The sequence below is a fragment of the Alsobacter sp. P4_H11 genome, assembly GCF_056400925.1.
This window is the reverse complement of the sequence record NZ_JBFUKI010000002.1, coordinates 149,106-168,221: the sequence shown is the minus strand read 5'-3', so window position 1 is coordinate 168,221 and position 19,116 is coordinate 149,106. Positions and strand designations below refer to the sequence as shown.

The window sequence follows — 19,116 nt, the reverse complement described above, 5'->3', positions numbered from 1 at the left end:
GGGCCTGGGCCCTACTCCGACCCGCCAGCCCCGCCCCCATCCCGGCCTTCGCCCGCCTCGGCCAGCGCCTGCAGGGCTTCGCGATAGGTCGGGTACCGGAACGCATAGCCGAGCTCGTCGCGCACCCGGCGGTTGGAGACGCGCTTGTTTTCCCCGTAGAAGCTGCGCGCCATGGGGGAAAGCTCGGCGGTTTCGAAGGCGAACTCGGGCGGCGGTTCGACGCCCATGAGCCCGGCCGCGTAGGTCACGACGTCCTGCGGCGGCGCGGGCTCGTCGTCCGTGACGTTGTAGATCCCGCCGTCGGGCTTGCGCAGCGAGGCGGCCAGCACGCCCGCGATGTCGTCGACATGGATGCGGTTGAACACCTGCCCGGGCTTCACCAGGCGGCGCGCCGTGCCGTTCTGCAGGTTCACGAGCGCGTTCTGGCCGGGACCGTAGATCCCCGACAGGCGGAAGATGTGAACGGGCTTGCGGGTCTGCCGGCCCAGCGCCAGCCAGCCCTCCTCGGCGTGAACCCGGCGGGCGGAGCGTTCGCTGATCGGCCGCGGCGGCGTGGCTTCGCTCACCCAGGCGCCGCCATGGTCGCCATAGACCCCGACGGTGGAAAGGTAGCCGATCCAGCGCAGGTTCGAGGCCGCGCCGATGCGGTCCGCGAAGACGCGCAGCACCGGGTCGCCCTCGTTGTCGGGCGGAATGGACACCAGCAGCGCGTCCGCGGCGTCGAGCGCGGCCGGAAGCGCCGCATCCCAGCCAGTGGCGTTGAACACCAGCCCGCGCACGCCCTCCTGCGCCAGCGCGGCGGCCTTTTCGGGCGAGCGAACCGTGGCGGCGACGTCCGAGAATGCGTCTCGCTGCGCGCTCACGAAAGCGCGGCTGGTGTAGCCGTAGCCGAAGACGAGGAGATTCACGGGGGGCTGCTCCATTCGGCCAGAACGTCGGCATCGGTTTCGTGCGGCGCGAAAGCCGCCCGCGCTCGCGCCAACCTCTCCGGCGCGAGCCGTCCCAACGCCCATATAGCGGCTCCGCGCACCAGCGGCGAGGCGTCCGCGAGCAGCGCTTCGGCGTCGGGCGCCAGCGCAGGATCGCCCGAATTGCCGATCGCGACCAGCACATTGCGCACGAAACGCTCCCGGCCGGTGCGTTTGACAGGCGTTCCGGCGAATTTCACCCGGAACGCCGCGTCGTCCAGTCGCGCCAGTTCGGCGAGCGGCAGCGCGTCCAGATCGGCCCGCGCCTGCAGCTTGGCGTCGCGCCCCGCCGCCGCGAACTTGTTCCAGGGGCACACCGCCAGGCAGTCGTCGCAGCCGAACACGCGGTTGCCGATCCCGGCGCGCAGGTCGCGGGGGATCGGCCCCCGGTGCTCGATCGTCAGGTAGGAGATGCAGCGCCGCGCATCCAGCCGATAGGGGGCCGGAAACGCGTCCGTCGGGCAGATGTCGAGGCAGCGCGTGCAGGAGCCGCAATGGTCGGGCTCGGGCGCATCCGCCGGCAGGTCGGCGGCCGTGTAGATCGCGCCCAGAAACAGCCAGGACCCGTGCTGGCGCGACACCAGCACGCTGTGCTTGCCCTGCCAGCCGACGCCGGCCGCGGCGGCCAGCGGCTTTTCCATCACGGGCGCGGTGTCGACGAACACCTTCACGTCGGCGCCGGACGCGGATTTGAGCCGGCTCGCGATCTGCTTCAGCCGGCCCTTCAGGACCTCGTGGTAGTCGCGAGCCCGGGCGTAGACCGAGATGGCGGCCCGGTCGCGGCGCGCCAGCGTGGCGAGTGGATCCTCGGCGGGCGCATAGCTGGCCGCCAGCATCACGACGCTGCGGGTGTCCGGCCACAACGTCCGCGGATCTGCGCGCTTCGCGGGCTCGTCGGCCAGCCAGTCCATGTCGCCATGGTGGCCGTCCGCCAGCGCGGCCAGGAGTTGGGCCCGGGCCTGCGGAATGGCGTCCGGCGTCGTCACCCTGACGACGTCGAATCCTTCCCGGGTCGCGTCCGCGACGAGCTTCGCCTTGAGGCGGTCGCCGGTCAGAAGTCCAGGTCGCCGTAGTGCTCCGACGGCTCCATCCCGAGCACCCGGTCGGCGAGAAGCGGCCGGAACGACGGCCGGGACTTCACCCGCGCGTACCAGTGCTTGGCTGTCTCGTTCTCGTTCCACGGCACGTCGCCCAGGTAATCCGCCGCCGACAACTGCGCGGCGGCCGCGAGGTCGGCCCAGCTCAGCCGGTCGCCGGCCAGCCAGTTCCGGCTCCCCATCAAGAAGCCGATATAGGACAGATGATAGCGGATGTTGGATCGCGCCGCCCGGATGGCCGCCATGTCGGGCGCGCCGCCGCCCAGTTCGGCCGGCATGAAGCGCTTGAACACCTTCTCGGTCACGAGATAGCCCGTGACCTCGTCATACATCTTGCCGTTGAACCACTCGACGAGGCGGCGCACCTCCACCCGGCCCATCGGGTCGGAGGGCAGCAGCCGCCGCTCGCCCAGCGCGAGCCCGCGCGTCTCGTCGAGATATTCGGCGATCACGGCCGCGCCCGGCACGGCGCCGCTCGGGTCCTCCACGAACACCGGCGTGGTTCCGGCCGGGTTCATGACGAGGAACTCGGTGCGCCGCTCGAAGGCGCGTTCCTCCACGAGCGCGACATCGATGCCGAACTCGCCCAGCACGAGCCGGACGAAACGCGAATGGGGGCAAAGCGGGTGGTGATAGAGCGTCGCCATCTGCGGCTTCGACTCCGAAAAATGCAGGCCTGAAGGAGGCGAGGGGATCGAAAGCCCGCCAGGCGGAACGCTCAGGGTGGCGCCGCGCGAGGGCAGCGTATAAAACCGCCACGCGTTTGGGACAACCCGAATCGTCCCCCTGCGCACAAGCCCATCCGGCGCGCCCTGCCTCGCGCCGGCCTTCTCCAGAGGAATTTCGCATGGATCTCGCGCTCGCCCTCAAAGCCATCGTGCTCGGGATCCTGGAGGGCTTCACCGAATTCCTGCCCGTCTCCTCCACCGGCCACCTGCTCCTGGCCGAGCATTTCCTCGGCCTGAACTTCGGCGACGAGCAGTTCGACAAGACCTTCGCGGTGCTGATCCAGCTCGGCTCGATCCTAGCCATCCTGGGCGTCTACCTGCGCAAGCTGCTGCAGATCGCCTTCGCGCTGCCGAGCGACCCGAAGGCGCGCAACTTCGTGATCGGCGTTCTCGCCGCCTTTCTGCCCGCCGCCGTGATCGGCGCGATCCTGCATGGCTTCATCAAGGGCGTGCTGTTCAACCCGCTGGTGGTCTGCATCGCGCTGATCGTCGGCGGCCTGGTGCTGCTCGTGATCGACGAGCGCGCGCCCGCGCCGCGCTACCACGACGCCACCACGTTCCCGCTGTCGATGTACATCAAGATCGGCTTCGCCCAGTGCCTGGCGATGATCCCGGGCGTGTCGCGCTCCGGCGCCACCATCGTGGGCGCGATGCTGATGGGGGCCGACAAGCGGGCGGCGGCCGAATTCTCGTTCTTTCTCGCCATGCCCACCATGGCGGGCGCCTTCGCGTATGACCTGCTGAAGAATTACAAGACGCTGGACACCAGCCATGTCGGCATAATCAGCGTCGGCTTCGTGGCGGCGCTGATCGCCGGCCTGCTGGTGGTGAAGGGCCTTCTCACCTACGTCACCAAGCACGGCTTCGCGGTGTTCGCCTGGTGGCGCATCCTCGTCGGCGCGGCCGGCCTAGCCGGGCTGTGGGTTTACGGGTAAGCCCCACCTGCTTCACGCCAACTCTCCACCGTCATCCCCGGCGCGCCGGTGGCGCGGGAAGGGGATCCAGGAGACTGGGCTCAGACGCAGGCCAATGGCCCCTGGATCCCCTTCCCCTCCGCGGCTTCGCCGCTCCGGCCGGGGATGACGGCGAGGGTGTAGCCTCTTTCCAGCAATCCGACGCCGATCGTTACTCCGGCAGCGGCGCATCCTCCGGGTCCGCGCCGGGCGGCGGGCTCTGGCCGGGCAGGGTCTTCGGTTCGAAGCGGCAGATGTCGCTGACGATGCAGCGGGGGCAATCCGGCTTGCGGGCCTTGCAGACGTAGCGGCCGTGCAGGATGAGCCAGTGGTGGGCGTGGAGGCGGAATTCCTCCGGGATCACCTTCTCGAGCCCCAGCTCCACGTCCAGCGGCGTCTTGCCGGGCGCCAGCGGCAGCCGGTGCGAGACGCGGTAAAGATGCGTATCCACCGCGATGGTGGGCCGGCCGAAGGCGGTGTTCAGCACCACGTTCGCGGTTTTGCGGCCGACCCCCGGCAGCGTTTCCAGCGCCTCGCGGCTGTCCGGCACCTCGCCGCCGAACTCGTCGATCAGCTTGCGCGACAGCGCGATCACGTTCTTGGCCTTGTTGCGGAAGAGCCCGATCGTCTTGATCGCCTCCCGCACCGCGTCCTCGCCCAGCGCCAGCATCTTCTGCGGCGTATCCGCGACCGCAAAGAGCGGCCGCGTCGCAATGTTGACGCCCTTGTCGGTCGCCTGCGCGGACAACACCACGGCGACCAGCAGCGTGAACGGGTTGCTGTGCTCCAGCTCCCCCTTGGGTTCCGGATCGGCCTCGCGGAAGCGCGTGAAGAGCTCGCGCACCAGCGGCGGCTCCAGCGGCTTCGGGGCTTTCGGCGCCCTGGCCTTCTTCACCGGATTTGCCGGCTTCGCCTTCGCGGCCGGCTTACCCTTCGCGACCGACTTGGCGCCGGCCGAGGTCTTCGGCTTGGGGCTGGGCTTCGCCGCAACCTTCCCGCGCGCGGCATCCGCGGCGATTGGCCTCGTGGAGAGTTGATCGGCGACGGGCTTTCTCGGCGGCATGGCTGACATATAATTTTCCAAATGGAAGGGCGGCAAGCTCAAACCAAGGCAGGCAACCTCCAATGTCCCCCGAAGAGGCGCCACCCGTTTTCTCCGCGGTGCTGCATCCGCACCGCTCGCTGAACCTGCGCGGCGTCCGGCTTGTGATGGTGCTGGTCGCGCTGGCGAGCTGCGTCGCCAGCATCCCGTTCATCGTGCTCGGCTTCTGGCCGGTGGCGGGGTTCTATGGCCTCGACGTGGTGCTGCTGTTTTTCGCCCTGCGCGCCAGCCTCGCGGAAGCGCGCTCCTCCGAGGAGGTGCGGGTCAGCGCCCTGGAGGTGTTCCTGCGCAAGAACCCCGTGAAGGGCCCTTCGGCCGAATGGCGGTTCAACCCGGCCTGGACGCGCCTGCATCGCGAGGAGCACGAGGAATTCGGCGTCCAGCGCCTCGCGCTGGTTTCCCGCGGCCAGATGGTGGGTCTCGCGGCGTTTCTGTCGCCGGACGAAAAGGCCAATTTCGGCGACGCGCTCTCGGCCGCGCTGGCCGAGGCCCGGCAGGGCGTGATCTACAATCCCTATTCGCCATCCTGATCAGGCGGCCTCGCAGCTTTCGGGTGTCGGGCCTTTCGGCGACCGCCTAGTGTGGCGGTCGACACGGAGAGCCACGATGTTGCAATCCACCGCCGAATTCGCCCCCGTGGGGGTCGCCGACCTTCAGCCCGGACCGCTGGAGGATTATGACCGCGTCCGCAAGGCGCTGGCCTTCATGACGGAACACTGGCGCCGCCAGCCCTCGCTGGACGAGGTCGCCGCGCAGGCAGGCGTCTCGTCCTCGCACCTGCACCATATCTTCCGGCGCTGGGCGGGGCTGACCCCCAAGGCCTTCCTGCAGGCCCTGACGCTCGACAGCGCCCGCGCGCTTTTGCGCGACTCGGCCAGCGTGCTGGACGCCGCCTATGAGGTCGGCCTCTCGGGCCCGAGCCGGTTGCACGATCTCTTCGTCACGCACGAGGCCATGAGCCCGGGCGAGTGGAAGGCGGCGGGCGCCGGCGTCGCGATGGCGTATGGCTTCCACCCTTCGCCCTTCGGCGAGGCCATCGTGGTCGCGACCGCACGCGGTCTCGCAGGTGTGGGCTTCGTGGATGACGGCGACCGCGAATCGGCGCTGGCCGACATGGTGCGGCGCTGGCCGCGGGCGCAGTTCCGCGAGGACCCGGCCGCCACGCAGGCGCTGGCCCAGCGCGCGTTCGATCCGGAATGCTGGCGCTCCGACACGCCGCTGCGCGTCGTGCTGATCGGCTCGGATTTCGAGGTGCGGGTGTGGCAAACGCTGCTGCGCATCCCGATGGGCCGCGCCACCACCTATTCGGACATCGCCCGCCACATCGGCGCGCCCAAGGCGGCGCGCGCCGTCGGGGCCGCGGTAGGCCGCAACCCGATCTCCTTCGTGGTGCCGTGCCACCGCGTGCTCGGCCGCTCGGGCGCGCTCACCGGCTACCACTGGGGCATCACCCGCAAGCAGGCGATGCTGGGCTGGGAGGCCGGGCAGACCGCCGCCTGATTGGCGGCGCGGCCCGCCTACCGGAAGATATCGAAGATCGACTTGGTCGCCGGTGGAGGCGGCGGGGCGGTCGCGGGCCGGGTCGGCAGCGCCTCGGCCGGGGCCGAGCTCATCAGGCCGCCATCGGTGGCCGGCTTGGGCTTCGGCTTGGGCGCCGGCTTGGCGGCCACGATGGCGTTCTCGGGCTTGCCGTCGAGCCGGTTCAGGCGCGCCGCGAGGCTGGCGGCCCGCCATTCCGTGTAGCGCGATGCGCAATAGCCGTGCGCGGCCTCGCGGGCGTAGCCGCCGCAGATGGTTTCGCGCTCGGACGTGAAGCCGGCCTGCTCGGCCGCCACCTGCTTGATCTCGGCCTTGCCCTTGGTGCGGCTGAGCAGCGCCTTGAAGTTGTCCCGCACCGCCTTGTCGGCGCGCCCGCGGTCGCTCTCGATGCCGCCTACCGCCTCGATCGCGCTGGGGGCCGGGCCCCACATGCCGCGGGGCTCCACCCGGCAATCGGCTTCCGTGAAGGTGCAGCTCGGCGACGCGCTGGTCACCAGCACCGCGCCGTCCAGCATGTCGAAGGTGAGCGGGCAGGCCGGGAAATCCAGCGTGTAGCGCAGCACCCCGTCCGGCCGCCCGGCCGGCTTCAGGTCGATCGGCCGTCCCCCGCCCAGATCGATGCCGCAGGCTTCGGTCGGCTTGGAGATCTTGTCGCCGGACGCGATCACGGTGGCGGCCAGGGACGTCTTGTCCTTGCGCTCGATCACGAGCTTGCCGCGCGTGCCCTTCAGGAACAGCGACTTGCCGACCAGCGCGTCCTCGCCGGCGATCTTCACCGCCACGGGCCCGGCCGGCGGCCGCGGCGCCGCCGGAGCGGACGGCCCTGCCTGGCCGGGCGAAGCCGGCTGAACGGCCCCTTGCGGCGTCGGCGCGGAGGCGCCCGGCAGCATGAGCTGCGCGGCAGAGGGCGTGGACCAGGCCGCCGCGAGCGCGAGCGTGGCGAAGAGGCGGGGAGCGGAAACGCGGAGGGGCAAGGCGAGGGCTCGTGTTGCGGCGATTGCAACAAGGTTACCACGGCGTTGCTTAACAACGAATCGCTGGCGGCGCCTCGCGCGTGCGAAGCTCGGGGGCTGTGACCTTCTTGCGCGATCACCGGGATCGCGATGCGGGCAGGATCTCGCCTTGCAGCCCCGGCGGCGCCTCCTTATATACCCGCCGACGCGGGAAATACCCGCCAATCCTAGGGGATCAGGCTCCCGGTCCCGCCTCGGTCGGGGCGAGACGGGGAACCTCTGGCCGGAGCGCCTTCGGGGCTCGGTGATCTCGCCGAAAAAGGGGACCTACGACATGGCAAAAGTCATCGGCATCGACCTCGGAACCACCAATTCCTGCGTCGCCATCATGGAAGGCGCGACGCCCAAGGTGATCGAGAACGCGGAAGGCGCGCGCACCACGCCCTCCATCGTCGCATTCACGGACGAAGGCGAGCGCCTCGTCGGCCAGCCGGCCAAGCGCCAGGCGGTCACGAATCCCGAGCGCACCTTCTTCGCCATCAAGCGCCTCATCGGTCGCACCTATGACGATCCGATGACCCAGAAGGACAAGGGCCTCGTGCCCTACACCATTTCGCGCGCCGGCAACGGCGACGCCTGGGTCGAGGCCGACGGCAAGACCTACTCGCCCTCGCAGATTTCCGCCTTCATCCTGCAGAAGATGAAGGAAACCGCCGAGGCCTTCATCGGCCAGCCGGTCACGCAGGCGGTCATCACGGTTCCGGCCTACTTCAACGACGCCCAGCGCCAGGCCACCAAGGACGCCGGCAAAATCGCCGGCCTCGAGGTGCTGCGCATCATCAACGAGCCCACCGCGGCGGCGCTCGCCTATGGCCTCGACAAGAAGAAGACCGGCGTGGTCGCCGTGTACGACCTTGGCGGCGGCACCTTCGACGTGTCGATCCTGGAGATCGGCGACGGCGTGTTCGAGGTGAAGTCCACCAACGGCGACACCTTCCTGGGCGGCGAAGACTTCGACATGCGCCTTGTGGAATACCTCGCCGAGGAGTTCCGCAAGGAGTCGGGCATCGACCTCAAGAAGGACAAGCTCGCCCTGCAGCGCCTGAAGGAGGCGGCCGAGAAGGCCAAGATCGAGCTCTCCTCCGCGAGCCAGACCGAGATCAACCTGCCCTACATCACGGCTGACGCGAGCGGCCCGAAGCACCTGACGTTGAAGCTCACCCGCGCCAAGTTCGAGGCGCTGGTGGACGATCTCGTCCAGCGCACGATCGAGCCCTGCCGCAAGGCGCTCAAGGACGCCGGCGTGACGGCGGCCGAGATCGACGAGGTCATCCTCGTCGGTGGCCAGTCGCGCATGCCGAAAGTCCAGGAGGCCGTAAAGCAGTTCTTCGGCAAGGAGCCCCACAAGGGCGTCAACCCGGACGAGGTCGTGGCCATCGGCGCGGCCGTCCAGGCGGGCGTTCTGCAGGGCGACGTCAAGGACGTGCTGCTGCTCGACGTGACCCCGCTGTCGCTGGGCATCGAGACGCTGGGCGGCGTGTTCACCCGGCTGATCGACCGCAACACCACGATCCCGACCAAGAAGAGCCAGGTCTTCTCCACCGCCGAGGACAACCAGACGGCCGTGACCATCCGGGTGTTCCAGGGTGAGCGCGAGATGGCGGCGGACAACAAGCTGCTTGGTCAGTTCGACCTCGTCGGCCTGCCGCCGGCGCCGCGCGGCGTGCCACAGGTCGAGGTGACCTTCGACATCGACGCCAACGGCATCGTCAACGTGTCGGCGAAGGACAAGGCCACCGGCAAGGAGCAGCAGATCCGCATCCAGGCCTCGGGCGGTCTCAGCGAGACCGACATCGAGAAGATGGTGAAGGACGCCGAGGCGCACGCCGCGGACGACAAGAAGCGGCGCGAGCTGGTCGAGACCCGCAACCAGGCCGAAAGCCTGATCCACCAGACCGAGAAGTCGGTCGCGGATCTCGGCGACAAGGCTGCGGCGGCCGATAAGTCGGCCATCGAGGGCGCGATCGCGGCTCTGAAGACCGAGATCGCCAGCGAGAACGTCGAGGCCATCAAGGCCAAGACCAACGACCTGATGCAGCTCTCCATGAAGCTCGGCGAGGCCATGTACGCCGCCGAGCAGGGCCGCGCGGAAGCTGACGCCGAAGCCGACGCCAAGAAGGACGACGTCATTGACGCGGACTTCCGCGAAGTCGGCGACGACGATAAGAAGAAGCGGGCTTGATGTGATCATGGCGGCCGGCCGAGCGCCGGCCGCCGATCGCATGGAGGGCGACATGCGACCGTCTGCTGCGCTGGCTTCCAACCGCGACGCTGTGATCAGCACGGTATCGCGGTACCCCGTGTCCAACCTCCGAGTCTTCGGATCGGTGGCCCGTGGGGACGACGACGAAAACAGCGACGTCGACATCCTGATCGACCCCTTGCCTGGCCTGACCCTGTTTAAGATCTGCGGGCTGGAAGCCGAGCTGGAGCGCCTGCTAGGTAAGAAGGTGGATCTCGTCATCGCCGAGGAATTGCACCGCCGCATCAAAGGACGGGTGCTTTCGGAGGCGAAGCCTCTATGAGAGGCGGCGATCCGGGCCTCTACATCGAGCTCATGGCCAACGCGGCTCGTGACGCGATCATTTTCGTCGAAGGCCTCTCCGAGCAAGATTTTCTCGCTGACAAGAAGACGCAGCACGCAGTTGCGATGTGCCTGATCGTGATTGGCGAGAACACGAAGCGCTTGATCGCCGCGGCTCCTGATGCAATGCGGGGCCATGACGACATTCAGTGGATCAACATGGCCCGAATGCGCGACAGAATCGCTCACGGCTATGAAGGTCTGCACATGGGCGTGATTTGGGAGACGGTGCGTGACGACCTTCCGCCGCTGATCGAATCGCTCGAAACTATGTTGCTGGCCTACCCTGACCCCGAAACTTCAACGCCTGACCGAGCATAGCCGCATCCATGGCCAAGACAGACTACTACGAACTGCTCGAGGTCAGCCGCACCGCGACCGAGACGGAGCTGAAATCCGCGTTTCGCAAGCTCGCGATGAAGCATCACCCGGACAAGAACCCGGGCGACAAGCAGGCCGAGGCGAAGTTTAAGGAGCTCAACGAGGCCTATCAGGTGCTCTCGGACGGGCAGAAGCGCGCCGCCTATGATCGGTTCGGCCATGCGGCCTTCGAGAATGGCGGCGGTGGCGGCCCGGGCTTCGGCAACGACTTCGCGTCCTCGATGGCGGACATCTTCGAGGACCTGTTCGGAGACTTCTCCAACCGGAGCGGCCGCCAGCAGCCCAACGGGCGCGAGCGCGGGTCGGACCTGCGCTACAATCTCGAGATCACCCTCGAGGAGGCCTATGCGGGCAAGACCGCGACCCTGAAGGTGCCGACCTCGATCGCCTGCGAGGCCTGCTCGGGCACCGGCGCGAAGCCCGGCTCCAAGGCCAAGCAGTGCCCCACCTGCGGCGGCTATGGCCGCGTGCGGGCGAGCCAGGGCTTCTTCTCCATCGAGCGCACCTGCCCGAATTGCCAGGGCCGCGGCGAGGTCATCGAGGATCCCTGTCGGTCCTGCAACGGCGCGGGCCGCGTCACGCGCGAGCGCACGCTCTCGGTGAACATCCCGGCCGGCGTCGAGGACGGCACCCGCATCCGGCTCGCCAACGAGGGCGAGGCGGGGCTGCGCGGCGGCCCCAACGGCGACCTCTACATCTTCCTGTCGCTCAAGGCGCACCCCTTCCTGCAGCGCGACGGCGCGGACCTGTTCTGCCGCGTGCCCGTCAGCATGGTGACGGCTGCGCTCGGCGGCGAGATCAGCGTTCCGGTGCTGGACGGCGAGGAATGCAGCGTCAAGGTTCCGGAAGGAACGCAGACCGGCAAGCAGATCCGCATCCGCAGCCGCGGCATGCCGATCCTGCGCTCGCGCGACCATGGCGACCTTTACATTCAGGTCGTCGTCGAGACGCCGCAGAAGCTCAGCGGCCGCCAGCGCGAGCTGCTGCTTGAATTCGAGCGCGAGAGCTCCAAGGACACCCAGCCCGAGAGCGCCAGCTTCTTCGCCAAGGTGCGCGACTTCTTCGGCGGCGCCGCCGAATAGGCGGACGCCTGCCGCCGGCGGGGCGTCTTTCCGCAACCCAGGCGCGTTGACCCCATGACCGCTCGGCTCTAGCCTTGCGGTTCTGCGCACAGGGAGCCAGTTGCGTTGCAGCCCGAGCCCCGCCGCCACCAGCGCGGCGCCAGCCCCGAGAGGAAGCCCAAGCTGAAGGAGCCGCTCGCCCGGCGCCTGCAGGATGAAGCGCGTTTTCTCAGGAGCTGGCTCGACAATCCCCTCCAGGCCGGGGCCATAGCGCCCTCCGGCCCGGCGCTGGCGCGCGCCATGGCGGCGCTGGTGGATGTCTCCCGTCCCGGCCCTGTGATCGAGCTCGGCCCCGGCACCGGTCCGGTCACGCAGGCGCTGATCGAGCGCGGCGTGGCGGAGGATCGCCTCGTGCTCGTCGAGTTCGACCCCGATTTCTGCGCGCTGCTCCGCCAGCGCTTCCCGCGCGCCACCGTGGTGCAGGGCGACGCCTACGCGATCGACCGCACTTTGGCCGGACGCCTGCGGGCGCCGGCCGCCGCCGTGGTGTCCAGCCTGCCGCTGCTCACACGTCCGGAGGAAGAGCGCGCCCGCCTGCTCGTGCAGGCCTTCGGGCTGATGGCCCCGGACGCGCCATTCATCCAGTTCACCTACGGGTTGACGTCGCCGGTTCCGCGCGGCCCGGGCGTGGCCGCCGAGGCTTCGGCCCCGGTCTGGCTCAACATTCCGCCGGCGCGTGTCTGGGCCTACCGCCGCGCGGACGGCGCGCCGGTTTTCGAGACAAAGCGGCGCTCGCGCGCCGAAGCGGCGTTTGTCCGGCGCCTCAAGTCCGGCACCGGCCGCGTCCGCGACGAACTTCTGGACGGAGCGGACCGGGTTCGGCACGCCTGGGACGAGCAGGCCGATCGCGTGATGCGCGACGAGCGCGTGCGGCCCACGCTGGAGTTCCTGCGCCGCATCAACGCGCACATGGAGGGGCCCGACGCGCATGTGGCCGCGGACGCGCAATTGCGGGCCCTGCGCAAGGCGCGCCCCACGCGGCGCGGATAGCCCGCGTGGCGACGGTCTACTACGTCACCCACCCGCAGATCCGGATGGATCCCGCCGTTCCGGTTCCGCGGTGGTCCCTGTCTGACCTCGGCCGCGCCCGCATCGAGGCTGCCGCCGGAGCGCCTTGGGTCGCGGGGCTCGCAGCCGTCGCATCATCTGATGAAGCCAAGGCGATTGAGACTGCCTGCGTGCTCGCGCGCGCCACCGGCGCAGCGCTGCTGGTTCGTCCCAATCTTCACGAAAACGACCGCAGCGCGACGGGCTTTCTGCCGCCGCCCGAATTCGAGGCCGTCGCCGACCAGTTCTTCGCCCGACCGGACGAGAGCGTCCGCGGCTGGGAGCGCGCCTTCGACGCCCAGTCCCGGGTCGTCGCGGCCGTCCGCGCCGCCCTGGCGGAGGCCCCGCCCGGGGACCTGGCCTTTGCCGGTCATGGCGGCGTCGGCACGCTGCTGTGTTGTGCGCTGAGCGGCTCGGAGATCGACCGGCGCTTCGATCAGCCGGCCGGGGGCGGAAACGTCTTCGCCTTTGACAGGGCCACGTTGCGCGTGCTCCACCGCTGGCGCCCCCTCGAGGACGCCAGAATCGGAGAGCCCGAATGACCGGAGCAGCCCACCCGCGCGACCGCATGATCGTCGCTCTCGACCTCCCCGGCGTGGCCGAGGCGCAGGCCATGACCGAGCGGCTCGGCGATTCCGTGAGCTTCTACAAGGTCGGCCTCGAGCTGATCTATGCGGGCGGCCTCGACTTCGCCAAGCGCCTGATCGGGGACGGCAAGAAGGTCTTCCTCGACCTCAAGTTCCACGACATCCCCAACACGGTCTCGCGCGCCGCCGAGCAGGTCGCCAGGCTCGGCGCGACCTACCTCACCGTGCACGCCTATCCGCAAACCATGAAGGCCGCCGTTGCGGCGACGGAGGGCTCCGGCCTGACGCTGCTGGCCGTCACGGTGATGACCTCCTACGACGACGCCGATCTTCAGGCCGCCGGCTACGGCATGACCGTGAAGGACCTGGTGGCGCGTCGCGCCCGGCAGGCCCGGGAGGCCGGCGTCGGCGGGCTGATCCTGTCGCCCGAGGAACTCGCCGCCACGCGCGCGCTGCTCGGCCCCGGCATGCGCCTCGTGACCCCCGGCATCCGCCCCGCCGGCGCGGCCCTTGGCGACCAGAAGCGCGCCGCCACGCCCGGCTCCGCCATCGCGGCCGGAGCCGACGCGCTCGTGATCGGCCGGCCGATCACGCAGGCGCAAGACCCGCGCGCCGCGGCCGAGGCCATTACGGCCGAGATCGCCGCCGCGCTGGGGTGAGGCGGCCCACCCGTACTTCGCCGCACCACGCTCCGCCGTCATCCCCGGCGACCCGCGCAGCGGGTCGGGAAGGGGATCCAGGGGTGAGCGCGGCTGCCCTGGATCCCCTTCCCCTCCGCGGCTGCGCCGCTCCGGCCGGGGATGACGGCGGAGATGTGCGTTCGATTTAGCCGTCCACCACCTCGCGGCTGCGATAGGACAGCGCTTCGGCGATGTGGAGCCGGCCAACCTTGTCGGCCTCGTCGAGGTCGGCGAGCGTGCGGGCGAGCTTCAGCACGCGGTGGAAGCCGCGGGCCGTGAGCCGCATGGCTTCGGCGGCTTCGCGCAGGATCTTGAGCCCGGCGGCGTCCGGCTGGGCGATGTCGTTCACCAGCCCGGCCGGGCAGGCCGCATTGGTGGACGTGGGCGCCCCGAGCGCGGCGTAGCGCCTGAGCTGGATCTCGCGTGCAGGCGCCACCCGGATGGCGACCTCGGCGGAGCCTTCGGCCGGGGAGGGGAGCATGAGGTCTGCGGCGCTCACGGCCGGAACGTCGATCTGCAGTTCGATGCGGTCCAGCAGCGGGCCGGACAGGCGCGACTGGTATTGCGCCATGCACCTGGCGTTGGGCGCGCGCTTGCAGGCGTAGCCTGGCTCCGTGGCGTGCCCGCACCGGCAGGGGTTCATGGCCGCCACGAGCTGGAAGCGCGCCGGGTAGACCACGCGCCGGTTGGCGCGCGAGATCGCGACCTCGCCGGTTTCCAGCGGCTGGCGCAGGCTGTCCAGCGCCTGCGGAAGAAACTCGGGCAACTCGTCCAGAAACAGCACGCCATGATGGGCTAGCGAAATCTCGCCCGGCTTGGCGTTGATGCCGCCGCCCACCAGCGCCGCCATGGAGGCCGAGTGATGCGGCGCGCGGAACGGCCGGCGATCCGTCAGCGCCCCGCCCGCCAGCAGGCCGCCGACGGAATGCACCATCGAGACTTCCAGCAACTCGCGCGGCAGCAACGGCGGCAGGATCGAGGGCAGGCGAGCCGCCAGCATGGACTTGCCGCTGCCGGGCGGCCCGCACATCAGGAGATTGTGCCCCCCGGCGGCCGCCACCTCCAGCGCCCGCTTGGCGCTTTCCTGGCCCTTGATGTCGCGCAGGTCCGGGATCGACGCGCCGGGCTGGCGCACCGCCGGCATGGGCGGCGACAGCACCTGCACGCCGCGGAAATGGTTGGCGAGCTGGATCAGCGAGCGCGGCGCCAGGATCGTCATGTCGCCCGACGCCCAGGCGGCCTCCGGCCCGCACTCCGCCGGGCAGATGAGCCCCATGTCGCGCTCGTTCGCCGCCATGGCGGCCGGCAGAACGCCCGCGACCGGCGTGATCGCGCCGTCCAGCGCCAGTTCGCCCAGCACCGTGAAGCCGTCCAGCGCGTCCGACGGAATGGCCCCGATGGCGGCCATCACGGCCAGCGCCACCGGCAGGTCGTAGTGGCTGCCTTCCTTGGGCATGTCGGCGGGCGCGAGATTGACGGTGATGCGCTTGGACGGCAGCGACAGGCCGGACGCCACCAGGGCCGAGCGCACCCGCTCGCGCGACTCGCCGACCGCCTTGTCGGGCAGGCCTACGATGGTGAAGACGACGCTGCCGGGCATGATCTGCACCTGCACGTCCACGGGCCTCGCCTCGATGCCCTCGAACGACACGGTGGAGACGCGGGTCACCATGGGCGGGCGACCAGGCCGGCGACGCAAAACGCGTTGATCATGAAAACCATGCCGCAACAGGGCTGAAACAGGGTCAGCCTAGCCCATCGGTCGTGCGCCACAACCGACCGGCGCGTGCGCGAGGTTGTGAAACGCATGCCGGTTTGACGCCGGCGCGGGAACGCCGGAAAAGCAGGTTGTTTGCTTTTGTCGGTTATCGTGGGCCGTTCCGCTCGCCAGGGCCGAACGCTCCGCCTCTGGATTTCGCCTCATGGTCGCTCCGCGCAGCAATCCCGCCCGCCCGTCGCCGGTGTTCGACCGGGCCGAACTGAAGACCGCGCTGGACGGCGCGCTTCAGGCCGCCGGGCAGGACGCCGCCGCCCGCCGCGCCGCCGTGGTGGGCGTGTTGCGCAAGGCGCTGGACGAGGGGCGCGAAAAAGCCCGCGCGCTGCTCGACGTCGAGCGCAACGGCCACGCCTGCGCGCGGCGGCTATCCGACCTGATGGACGCCATGGTGGCTGCCCTGCACGACATCGCCGTGCGGGTGCTCTACCCGGTGCAGAACCCGTCCACCTCCGAGCGCCTCGCCGTGGTGGCGGTCGGCGGCTACGGCCGCGCCACGCTGGCGCCGGGCTCGGACGTCGATCTCCTGTTTCTGCTGCCCTACAAGACCACGCCCTGGTCCGAGAGCGTGGTGGAGAGCATCCTCTACGCGCTCTGGGACCTGAAGCTGAAGGTTGGCCATTCCACCCGCAGCCTCGACGAGTGCATCCGCGAGGCGCATGGCGACTACACGATCCGCACCGCGCTGCTGGAGGCGCGGCTGATCCTCGGCGACAAGGCGCTCTTCACGGAGTTCGAGGGCCGCTACGACCGCGAGGTCGTGCAGGGCACGGCCTCCCAGTTCGTCAGCGAAAAGCTCGCCGAGCGCGAGCGCCGGGTGAACCGGGCCGGGCAGTCGCGCTACCTCGTGGAGCCCAACGTCAAGGACGGCAAGGGCGGCCTGCGCGACCTCAACACGTTGTTCTGGATCGCCAAATACGTCTACCGCGTGCGCCGCACCGCCGACCTCGTCGAGGCCGGGCTGTTTTCGCAGGAGGAGGCGGACCTGTTTCGCCGCTGCGACGAGTTCCTCTGGCGCGTGCGCTGCCAGATGCACTACGTCACCGGCCGCGCCGAGGAGCGGCTCACCTTCGACCTGCAACGCCAGATCGCCGAGAAGCTCGGCTACGCGACGCATGGCGGCATGTCGTCGGTGGAGCGCTTCATGAAGCGCTACTTCCTGGTCGCCAAGGATGTCGGCGACCTCACCGCCATCGTGTGCGCGGCGCTGGAAGCGCGCCACGCCAAGCCGCGCGCCATGCTGGACCGCCTCGTCGGCCGCTTCCGCCGCAGCGGCCGGGCGATCTCGGAAAGCAAGGATTTCGTGGTCGATAACGACCGGCTCAGCATCGCGCGGCCGGACGTGTTCGAGCGCGACCCGGTCAACCTCATCCGGCTGTTCTGGATCGCCGACAAGCTCAACCGCGCCATTCACCCGGACGCCGCCCGGCTGGTGACGCGCTCGCTGAAGCTGATCGGCCCGGCCCTGCGCAACACTCCGGAGGCGAACCGGCTGTTCATCGAGGTCCTGACCTCCACCAACGCGCCCGAGGTGGTGCTGCGCCGCATGAACGAGGCCGGCGTGCTCGGCCGCTTCGTGCCCGAGTTCGGCCGCGTCGTCGCGATGATGCAGTTCAACATGTACCACCACTACACGGTGGACGAGCACCTCATCCGCTCGATCGGCATTCTGGCAGACATCGAGAACGGCCGCCTGAAGGACGAGCTTCCGGTCGCCAACGAGATCCTGCCGACCATCCGCAACCGCACGATCCTGGCGGTGGCGCTGTTCATCCACGACATCGCCAAGGGCCGGCCCGAGGACCACTCGATCGCGGGCGCGCGCATCGCCCGCAAGCTCTGCCCGCGTCTGGGGCTGACGGACGCCGAGACCGACACGGTGGCCTGGCTGGTGGAGCAGCATCTCACCATGTCGACGGTGGCGCAGAGCCGCGACTTGTCGGATCCCAAGACCATCCAGACCTTCGCGGCGATCGTGCAGACGCTGGAGCGCCTGCGCATGCTGCTGGTGCTCACCGTCTGCGACATCAAGGCGGTGGGGCCGGGCGTCTGGAACGGCTGGAAGGGCCAGCTCCTGCGCACGCTCTACTGGGAGACCGAGATCGTGCTGGCCGGCGGCCACTCGCAGATCGAACGCGGCCAGCGCGTGCGCCAGGCCCAGGAGGAGCTCCGCCGGGCCTTGCCGACCTGGCCGGACGCCGAGGTCGACGCCTATCTGACGCGGCATTACCCGGCCTACTGGCTCAAGGTCGACGTGCCCCGCAAGGTGCAGCACGCGCTGCTGCTGCGCAGCGCCGAGCGCGAGCTGCGTTCGCTCGCCACCGAGGTCGCGACCGACAGCTTCCGCGGCGTCACCGAGCTCACCGTCACGGCGCAGGACCATCCGCGCCTGCTCGCCATCATCACGGGCGCCTGCGCGGCGGCCGGCGCCAACATCGTGGACGCGCAGATCTTCACCACCACGGACGGCATGGCGCTGGACACCATCTTCGTCTCGCGCGCCTTCGACATGGACGAGGACGAGCTGCGCCGCGGCGCCCGCGTGGCCCAGCACATCGAGAAGGCCCTGAAGGGCGAGATCAAGATCGCCGAGGCGGTGGCGGCGCGCGGCCCGGACCGCAGCTCGGCCTCCAAGGCCTTCACGGTGCCGCCGCAGATCATGATCGACAATGCGCTCTCCACGCGCCACACCGTGATCGAGGTTTCCGGGCTGGACCGGCCGGGCCTGCTCTACGAGCTCACGACGGCTCTGGGCAGGCTGAACCTCAACATCGCATCGGCCCACATCGCGACCTTCGGCGAGAAAGCCGTGGACGTGTTCTACGTCACCGACCTGACGGGCTCCAAGATCGTGAACCCGGCCAAGCAGGGCTCCATCCGCCGCCACCTCATGGACGTGCTGCAAGCCCGCGACCCCAACCGCGACCGCGAACCCAAGCTGCGCGTGGCCGCCGGCGGCAAGTAGCCGCCCTGTCGCAACCGCCCCGCCGTCATTGCTTCGCTGCGCTCGCAATGACGGGAGGGTGACACAGCCGTCCCGGCCTCCTCGCCGTCATCCCCGGCGACCTGCGCAGCAGGTCGGGAAGGGGATCCAGGGCCACCGGCCGGATGTTGCGCCCAGTCCCCTGGATCCCCTTCCCGGCGCTGCGCGCCGCCGGGGATGACGTGAGGATTTCGCGGCTTTCCAGTCCCTCGCCGTCATTGCGAGCCAGAGGCGAAGCAATCCAGTCTAAATGGTCGGCGTTAGACTGGATTGCTTCGCTCCGCTCGCAATGACGGCGTGGGTGCCCCGACAGTGAGTTCAAGGCCCGGCCGGCCGGCCGGCCCTAGCCCGCGTCTTCCGCCAGCGTATGCGCCACGATCGCGTTGGCGTGGCCGTGGCCCATGCCGTGCTCGGTTTTCAGGAAGGCCACGAGCTCCATGTGCTTGGCCGGAGCCCGCTGCCGGACGAGCGCCTTCCAGTGCGCGATCGGCTTCCCATACGTCTTCTCGATCGACGGGAAGTAGGAGGCCGGGCCTTTCACTGTGTCCGCCATGGATTC

17 protein-coding genes and 1 pseudogene are annotated in these 19,116 nt (G+C 69.6%); 11 read left to right on the top strand and 7 right to left on the bottom strand.

Annotation, left to right across the window (positions count from 1 at the left end; all coding sequences use genetic code 11):
• Positions 1 to 11: 11 nt before the first annotated feature.
• From AC1DSZ_RS04210 to AC1DSZ_RS04200, 3 genes are read right to left on the bottom strand one after another with little or no spacing between them, the layout of a single operon-like run.
• Complete coding sequence (locus tag AC1DSZ_RS04210; RefSeq protein WP_476837128.1) at positions 12 to 908, bottom strand: SDR family oxidoreductase; 897 nt, start codon at positions 906 to 908, stop codon at positions 12 to 14.
• Complete coding sequence (queG, locus tag AC1DSZ_RS04205; protein ID WP_476837415.1) at positions 905 to 2,023, bottom strand: tRNA epoxyqueuosine(34) reductase QueG; 1,119 nt, start codon at positions 2,021 to 2,023, stop codon at positions 905 to 907. Before queG ends, AC1DSZ_RS04210 begins: the two co-directional genes overlap by 4 nt.
• Positions 2,020 to 2,712 carry a glutathione S-transferase family protein gene (locus AC1DSZ_RS04200; RefSeq protein WP_476837127.1) on the bottom strand — a complete coding sequence of 231 codons (693 nt, stop codon included), beginning with the start codon at positions 2,710 to 2,712 and terminating at the stop codon, positions 2,020 to 2,022. Before AC1DSZ_RS04200 ends, queG begins: the two co-directional genes overlap by 4 nt.
• A 200-nt stretch (positions 2,713 to 2,912) precedes the next feature.
• On the opposite strand from AC1DSZ_RS04200, the gene AC1DSZ_RS04195 reads away from it, so the two are divergent.
• Positions 2,913 to 3,728, top strand: coding sequence for an undecaprenyl-diphosphate phosphatase (locus AC1DSZ_RS04195; protein WP_476837126.1), 816 nt, complete (start codon positions 2,913 to 2,915; stop codon positions 3,726 to 3,728).
• A gap of 190 nt (positions 3,729 to 3,918) precedes the next feature.
• Here the strand turns inward: AC1DSZ_RS04195 and nth are convergent, their stop codons facing one another.
• The gene (gene nth / locus AC1DSZ_RS04190; RefSeq protein ID WP_476837414.1) at positions 3,919 to 4,809 is read right to left on the bottom strand and encodes an endonuclease III; all 891 of its coding nucleotides are present in this window, start codon (positions 4,807 to 4,809) and stop codon (positions 3,919 to 3,921) included.
• Positions 4,810 to 4,871: 62 nt separating this feature from the next.
• Between nth and AC1DSZ_RS04185 the strand changes: the two genes are divergently transcribed.
• Together AC1DSZ_RS04185 and AC1DSZ_RS04180 are read left to right on the top strand one after the other, a co-directional pair.
• The gene (locus AC1DSZ_RS04185) at positions 4,872 to 5,378 is read left to right on the top strand and encodes a DUF2244 domain-containing protein (protein WP_188516003.1); all 507 of its coding nucleotides are present in this window, start codon (positions 4,872 to 4,874) and stop codon (positions 5,376 to 5,378) included.
• A 76-nt stretch (positions 5,379 to 5,454) separates the two neighbouring features.
• Positions 5,455 to 6,348, top strand: coding sequence for a methylated-DNA--[protein]-cysteine S-methyltransferase (locus AC1DSZ_RS04180; protein ID WP_476837125.1), 894 nt, complete (start codon positions 5,455 to 5,457; stop codon positions 6,346 to 6,348).
• A gap of 17 nt (positions 6,349 to 6,365) precedes the next feature.
• Here the strand turns inward: AC1DSZ_RS04180 and AC1DSZ_RS04175 are convergent, their stop codons facing one another.
• On the bottom strand, positions 6,366 to 7,361 hold the full coding sequence (locus AC1DSZ_RS04175) for a hypothetical protein (protein ID WP_476837124.1): 996 nt from the start codon (positions 7,359 to 7,361) through the stop codon (positions 6,366 to 6,368).
• A 313-nt stretch (positions 7,362 to 7,674) separates the two neighbouring features.
• Between AC1DSZ_RS04175 and dnaK the strand changes: the two genes are divergently transcribed.
• The 7 genes and pseudogenes from dnaK (at position 7,675) to pyrF (ending at position 13,779) form a co-directional block, all read left to right on the top strand.
• Positions 7,675 to 9,582 (top strand): molecular chaperone DnaK, encoded by a 1,908-nt coding sequence (gene dnaK, locus AC1DSZ_RS04170; protein WP_476837123.1) that lies wholly within the window; start codon positions 7,675 to 7,677, stop codon positions 9,580 to 9,582.
• 7 nt (positions 9,583 to 9,589) lie between these two features.
• Positions 9,590 to 9,925 carry a nucleotidyltransferase family protein gene (locus AC1DSZ_RS04165; RefSeq protein WP_476837413.1) on the top strand — a complete coding sequence of 112 codons (336 nt, stop codon included), beginning with the start codon at positions 9,590 to 9,592 and terminating at the stop codon, positions 9,923 to 9,925.
• Positions 9,922 to 10,305 (top strand): HepT-like ribonuclease domain-containing protein, encoded by a 384-nt coding sequence (locus AC1DSZ_RS04160; protein WP_476837122.1) that lies wholly within the window; start codon positions 9,922 to 9,924, stop codon positions 10,303 to 10,305. The genes AC1DSZ_RS04165 and AC1DSZ_RS04160 overlap by 4 nt, the downstream gene beginning before the upstream one ends.
• A gap of 8 nt (positions 10,306 to 10,313) precedes the next feature.
• Complete coding sequence (gene dnaJ, locus AC1DSZ_RS04155; RefSeq protein ID WP_476837121.1) at positions 10,314 to 11,447, top strand: molecular chaperone DnaJ; 1,134 nt, start codon at positions 10,314 to 10,316, stop codon at positions 11,445 to 11,447.
• Between the two features lie 162 nt (positions 11,448 to 11,609).
• A pseudogene (locus tag AC1DSZ_RS04150) lies at positions 11,610 to 12,182 on the top strand (class I SAM-dependent methyltransferase); the annotation flags it as partial.
• A gap of 338 nt (positions 12,183 to 12,520) precedes the next feature.
• A complete protein-coding gene (locus tag AC1DSZ_RS04145) occupies positions 12,521 to 13,075 on the top strand; it encodes a histidine phosphatase family protein (RefSeq protein WP_476837412.1) in 555 nt (184 codons plus the stop codon).
• Positions 13,072 to 13,779: an orotidine-5'-phosphate decarboxylase gene (gene pyrF / locus AC1DSZ_RS04140; protein ID WP_476837120.1), complete on the top strand. Its 708-nt coding sequence runs from the start codon at positions 13,072 to 13,074 to the stop codon at positions 13,777 to 13,779. Before AC1DSZ_RS04145 ends, pyrF begins: the two co-directional genes overlap by 4 nt.
• 166 nt (positions 13,780 to 13,945) lie before the next feature.
• Here pyrF and AC1DSZ_RS04135 read toward each other — a convergent pair whose 3' ends face one another.
• The gene (locus AC1DSZ_RS04135; protein ID WP_476837119.1) at positions 13,946 to 15,472 is read right to left on the bottom strand and encodes a YifB family Mg chelatase-like AAA ATPase; all 1,527 of its coding nucleotides are present in this window, start codon (positions 15,470 to 15,472) and stop codon (positions 13,946 to 13,948) included.
• A 250-nt stretch (positions 15,473 to 15,722) separates the two neighbouring features.
• Between AC1DSZ_RS04135 and AC1DSZ_RS04130 the strand changes: the two genes are divergently transcribed.
• Positions 15,723 to 18,539: a [protein-PII] uridylyltransferase gene (locus AC1DSZ_RS04130; RefSeq protein ID WP_476837118.1), complete on the top strand. Its 2,817-nt coding sequence runs from the start codon at positions 15,723 to 15,725 to the stop codon at positions 18,537 to 18,539.
• Between the two features lie 361 nt (positions 18,540 to 18,900).
• Here AC1DSZ_RS04130 and AC1DSZ_RS04125 read toward each other — a convergent pair whose 3' ends face one another.
• Positions 18,901 to 19,110: a DUF4287 domain-containing protein gene (locus tag AC1DSZ_RS04125; RefSeq protein WP_476837117.1), complete on the bottom strand. Its 210-nt coding sequence runs from the start codon at positions 19,108 to 19,110 to the stop codon at positions 18,901 to 18,903.
• Positions 19,111 to 19,116: the final 6 nt, after the last annotated feature.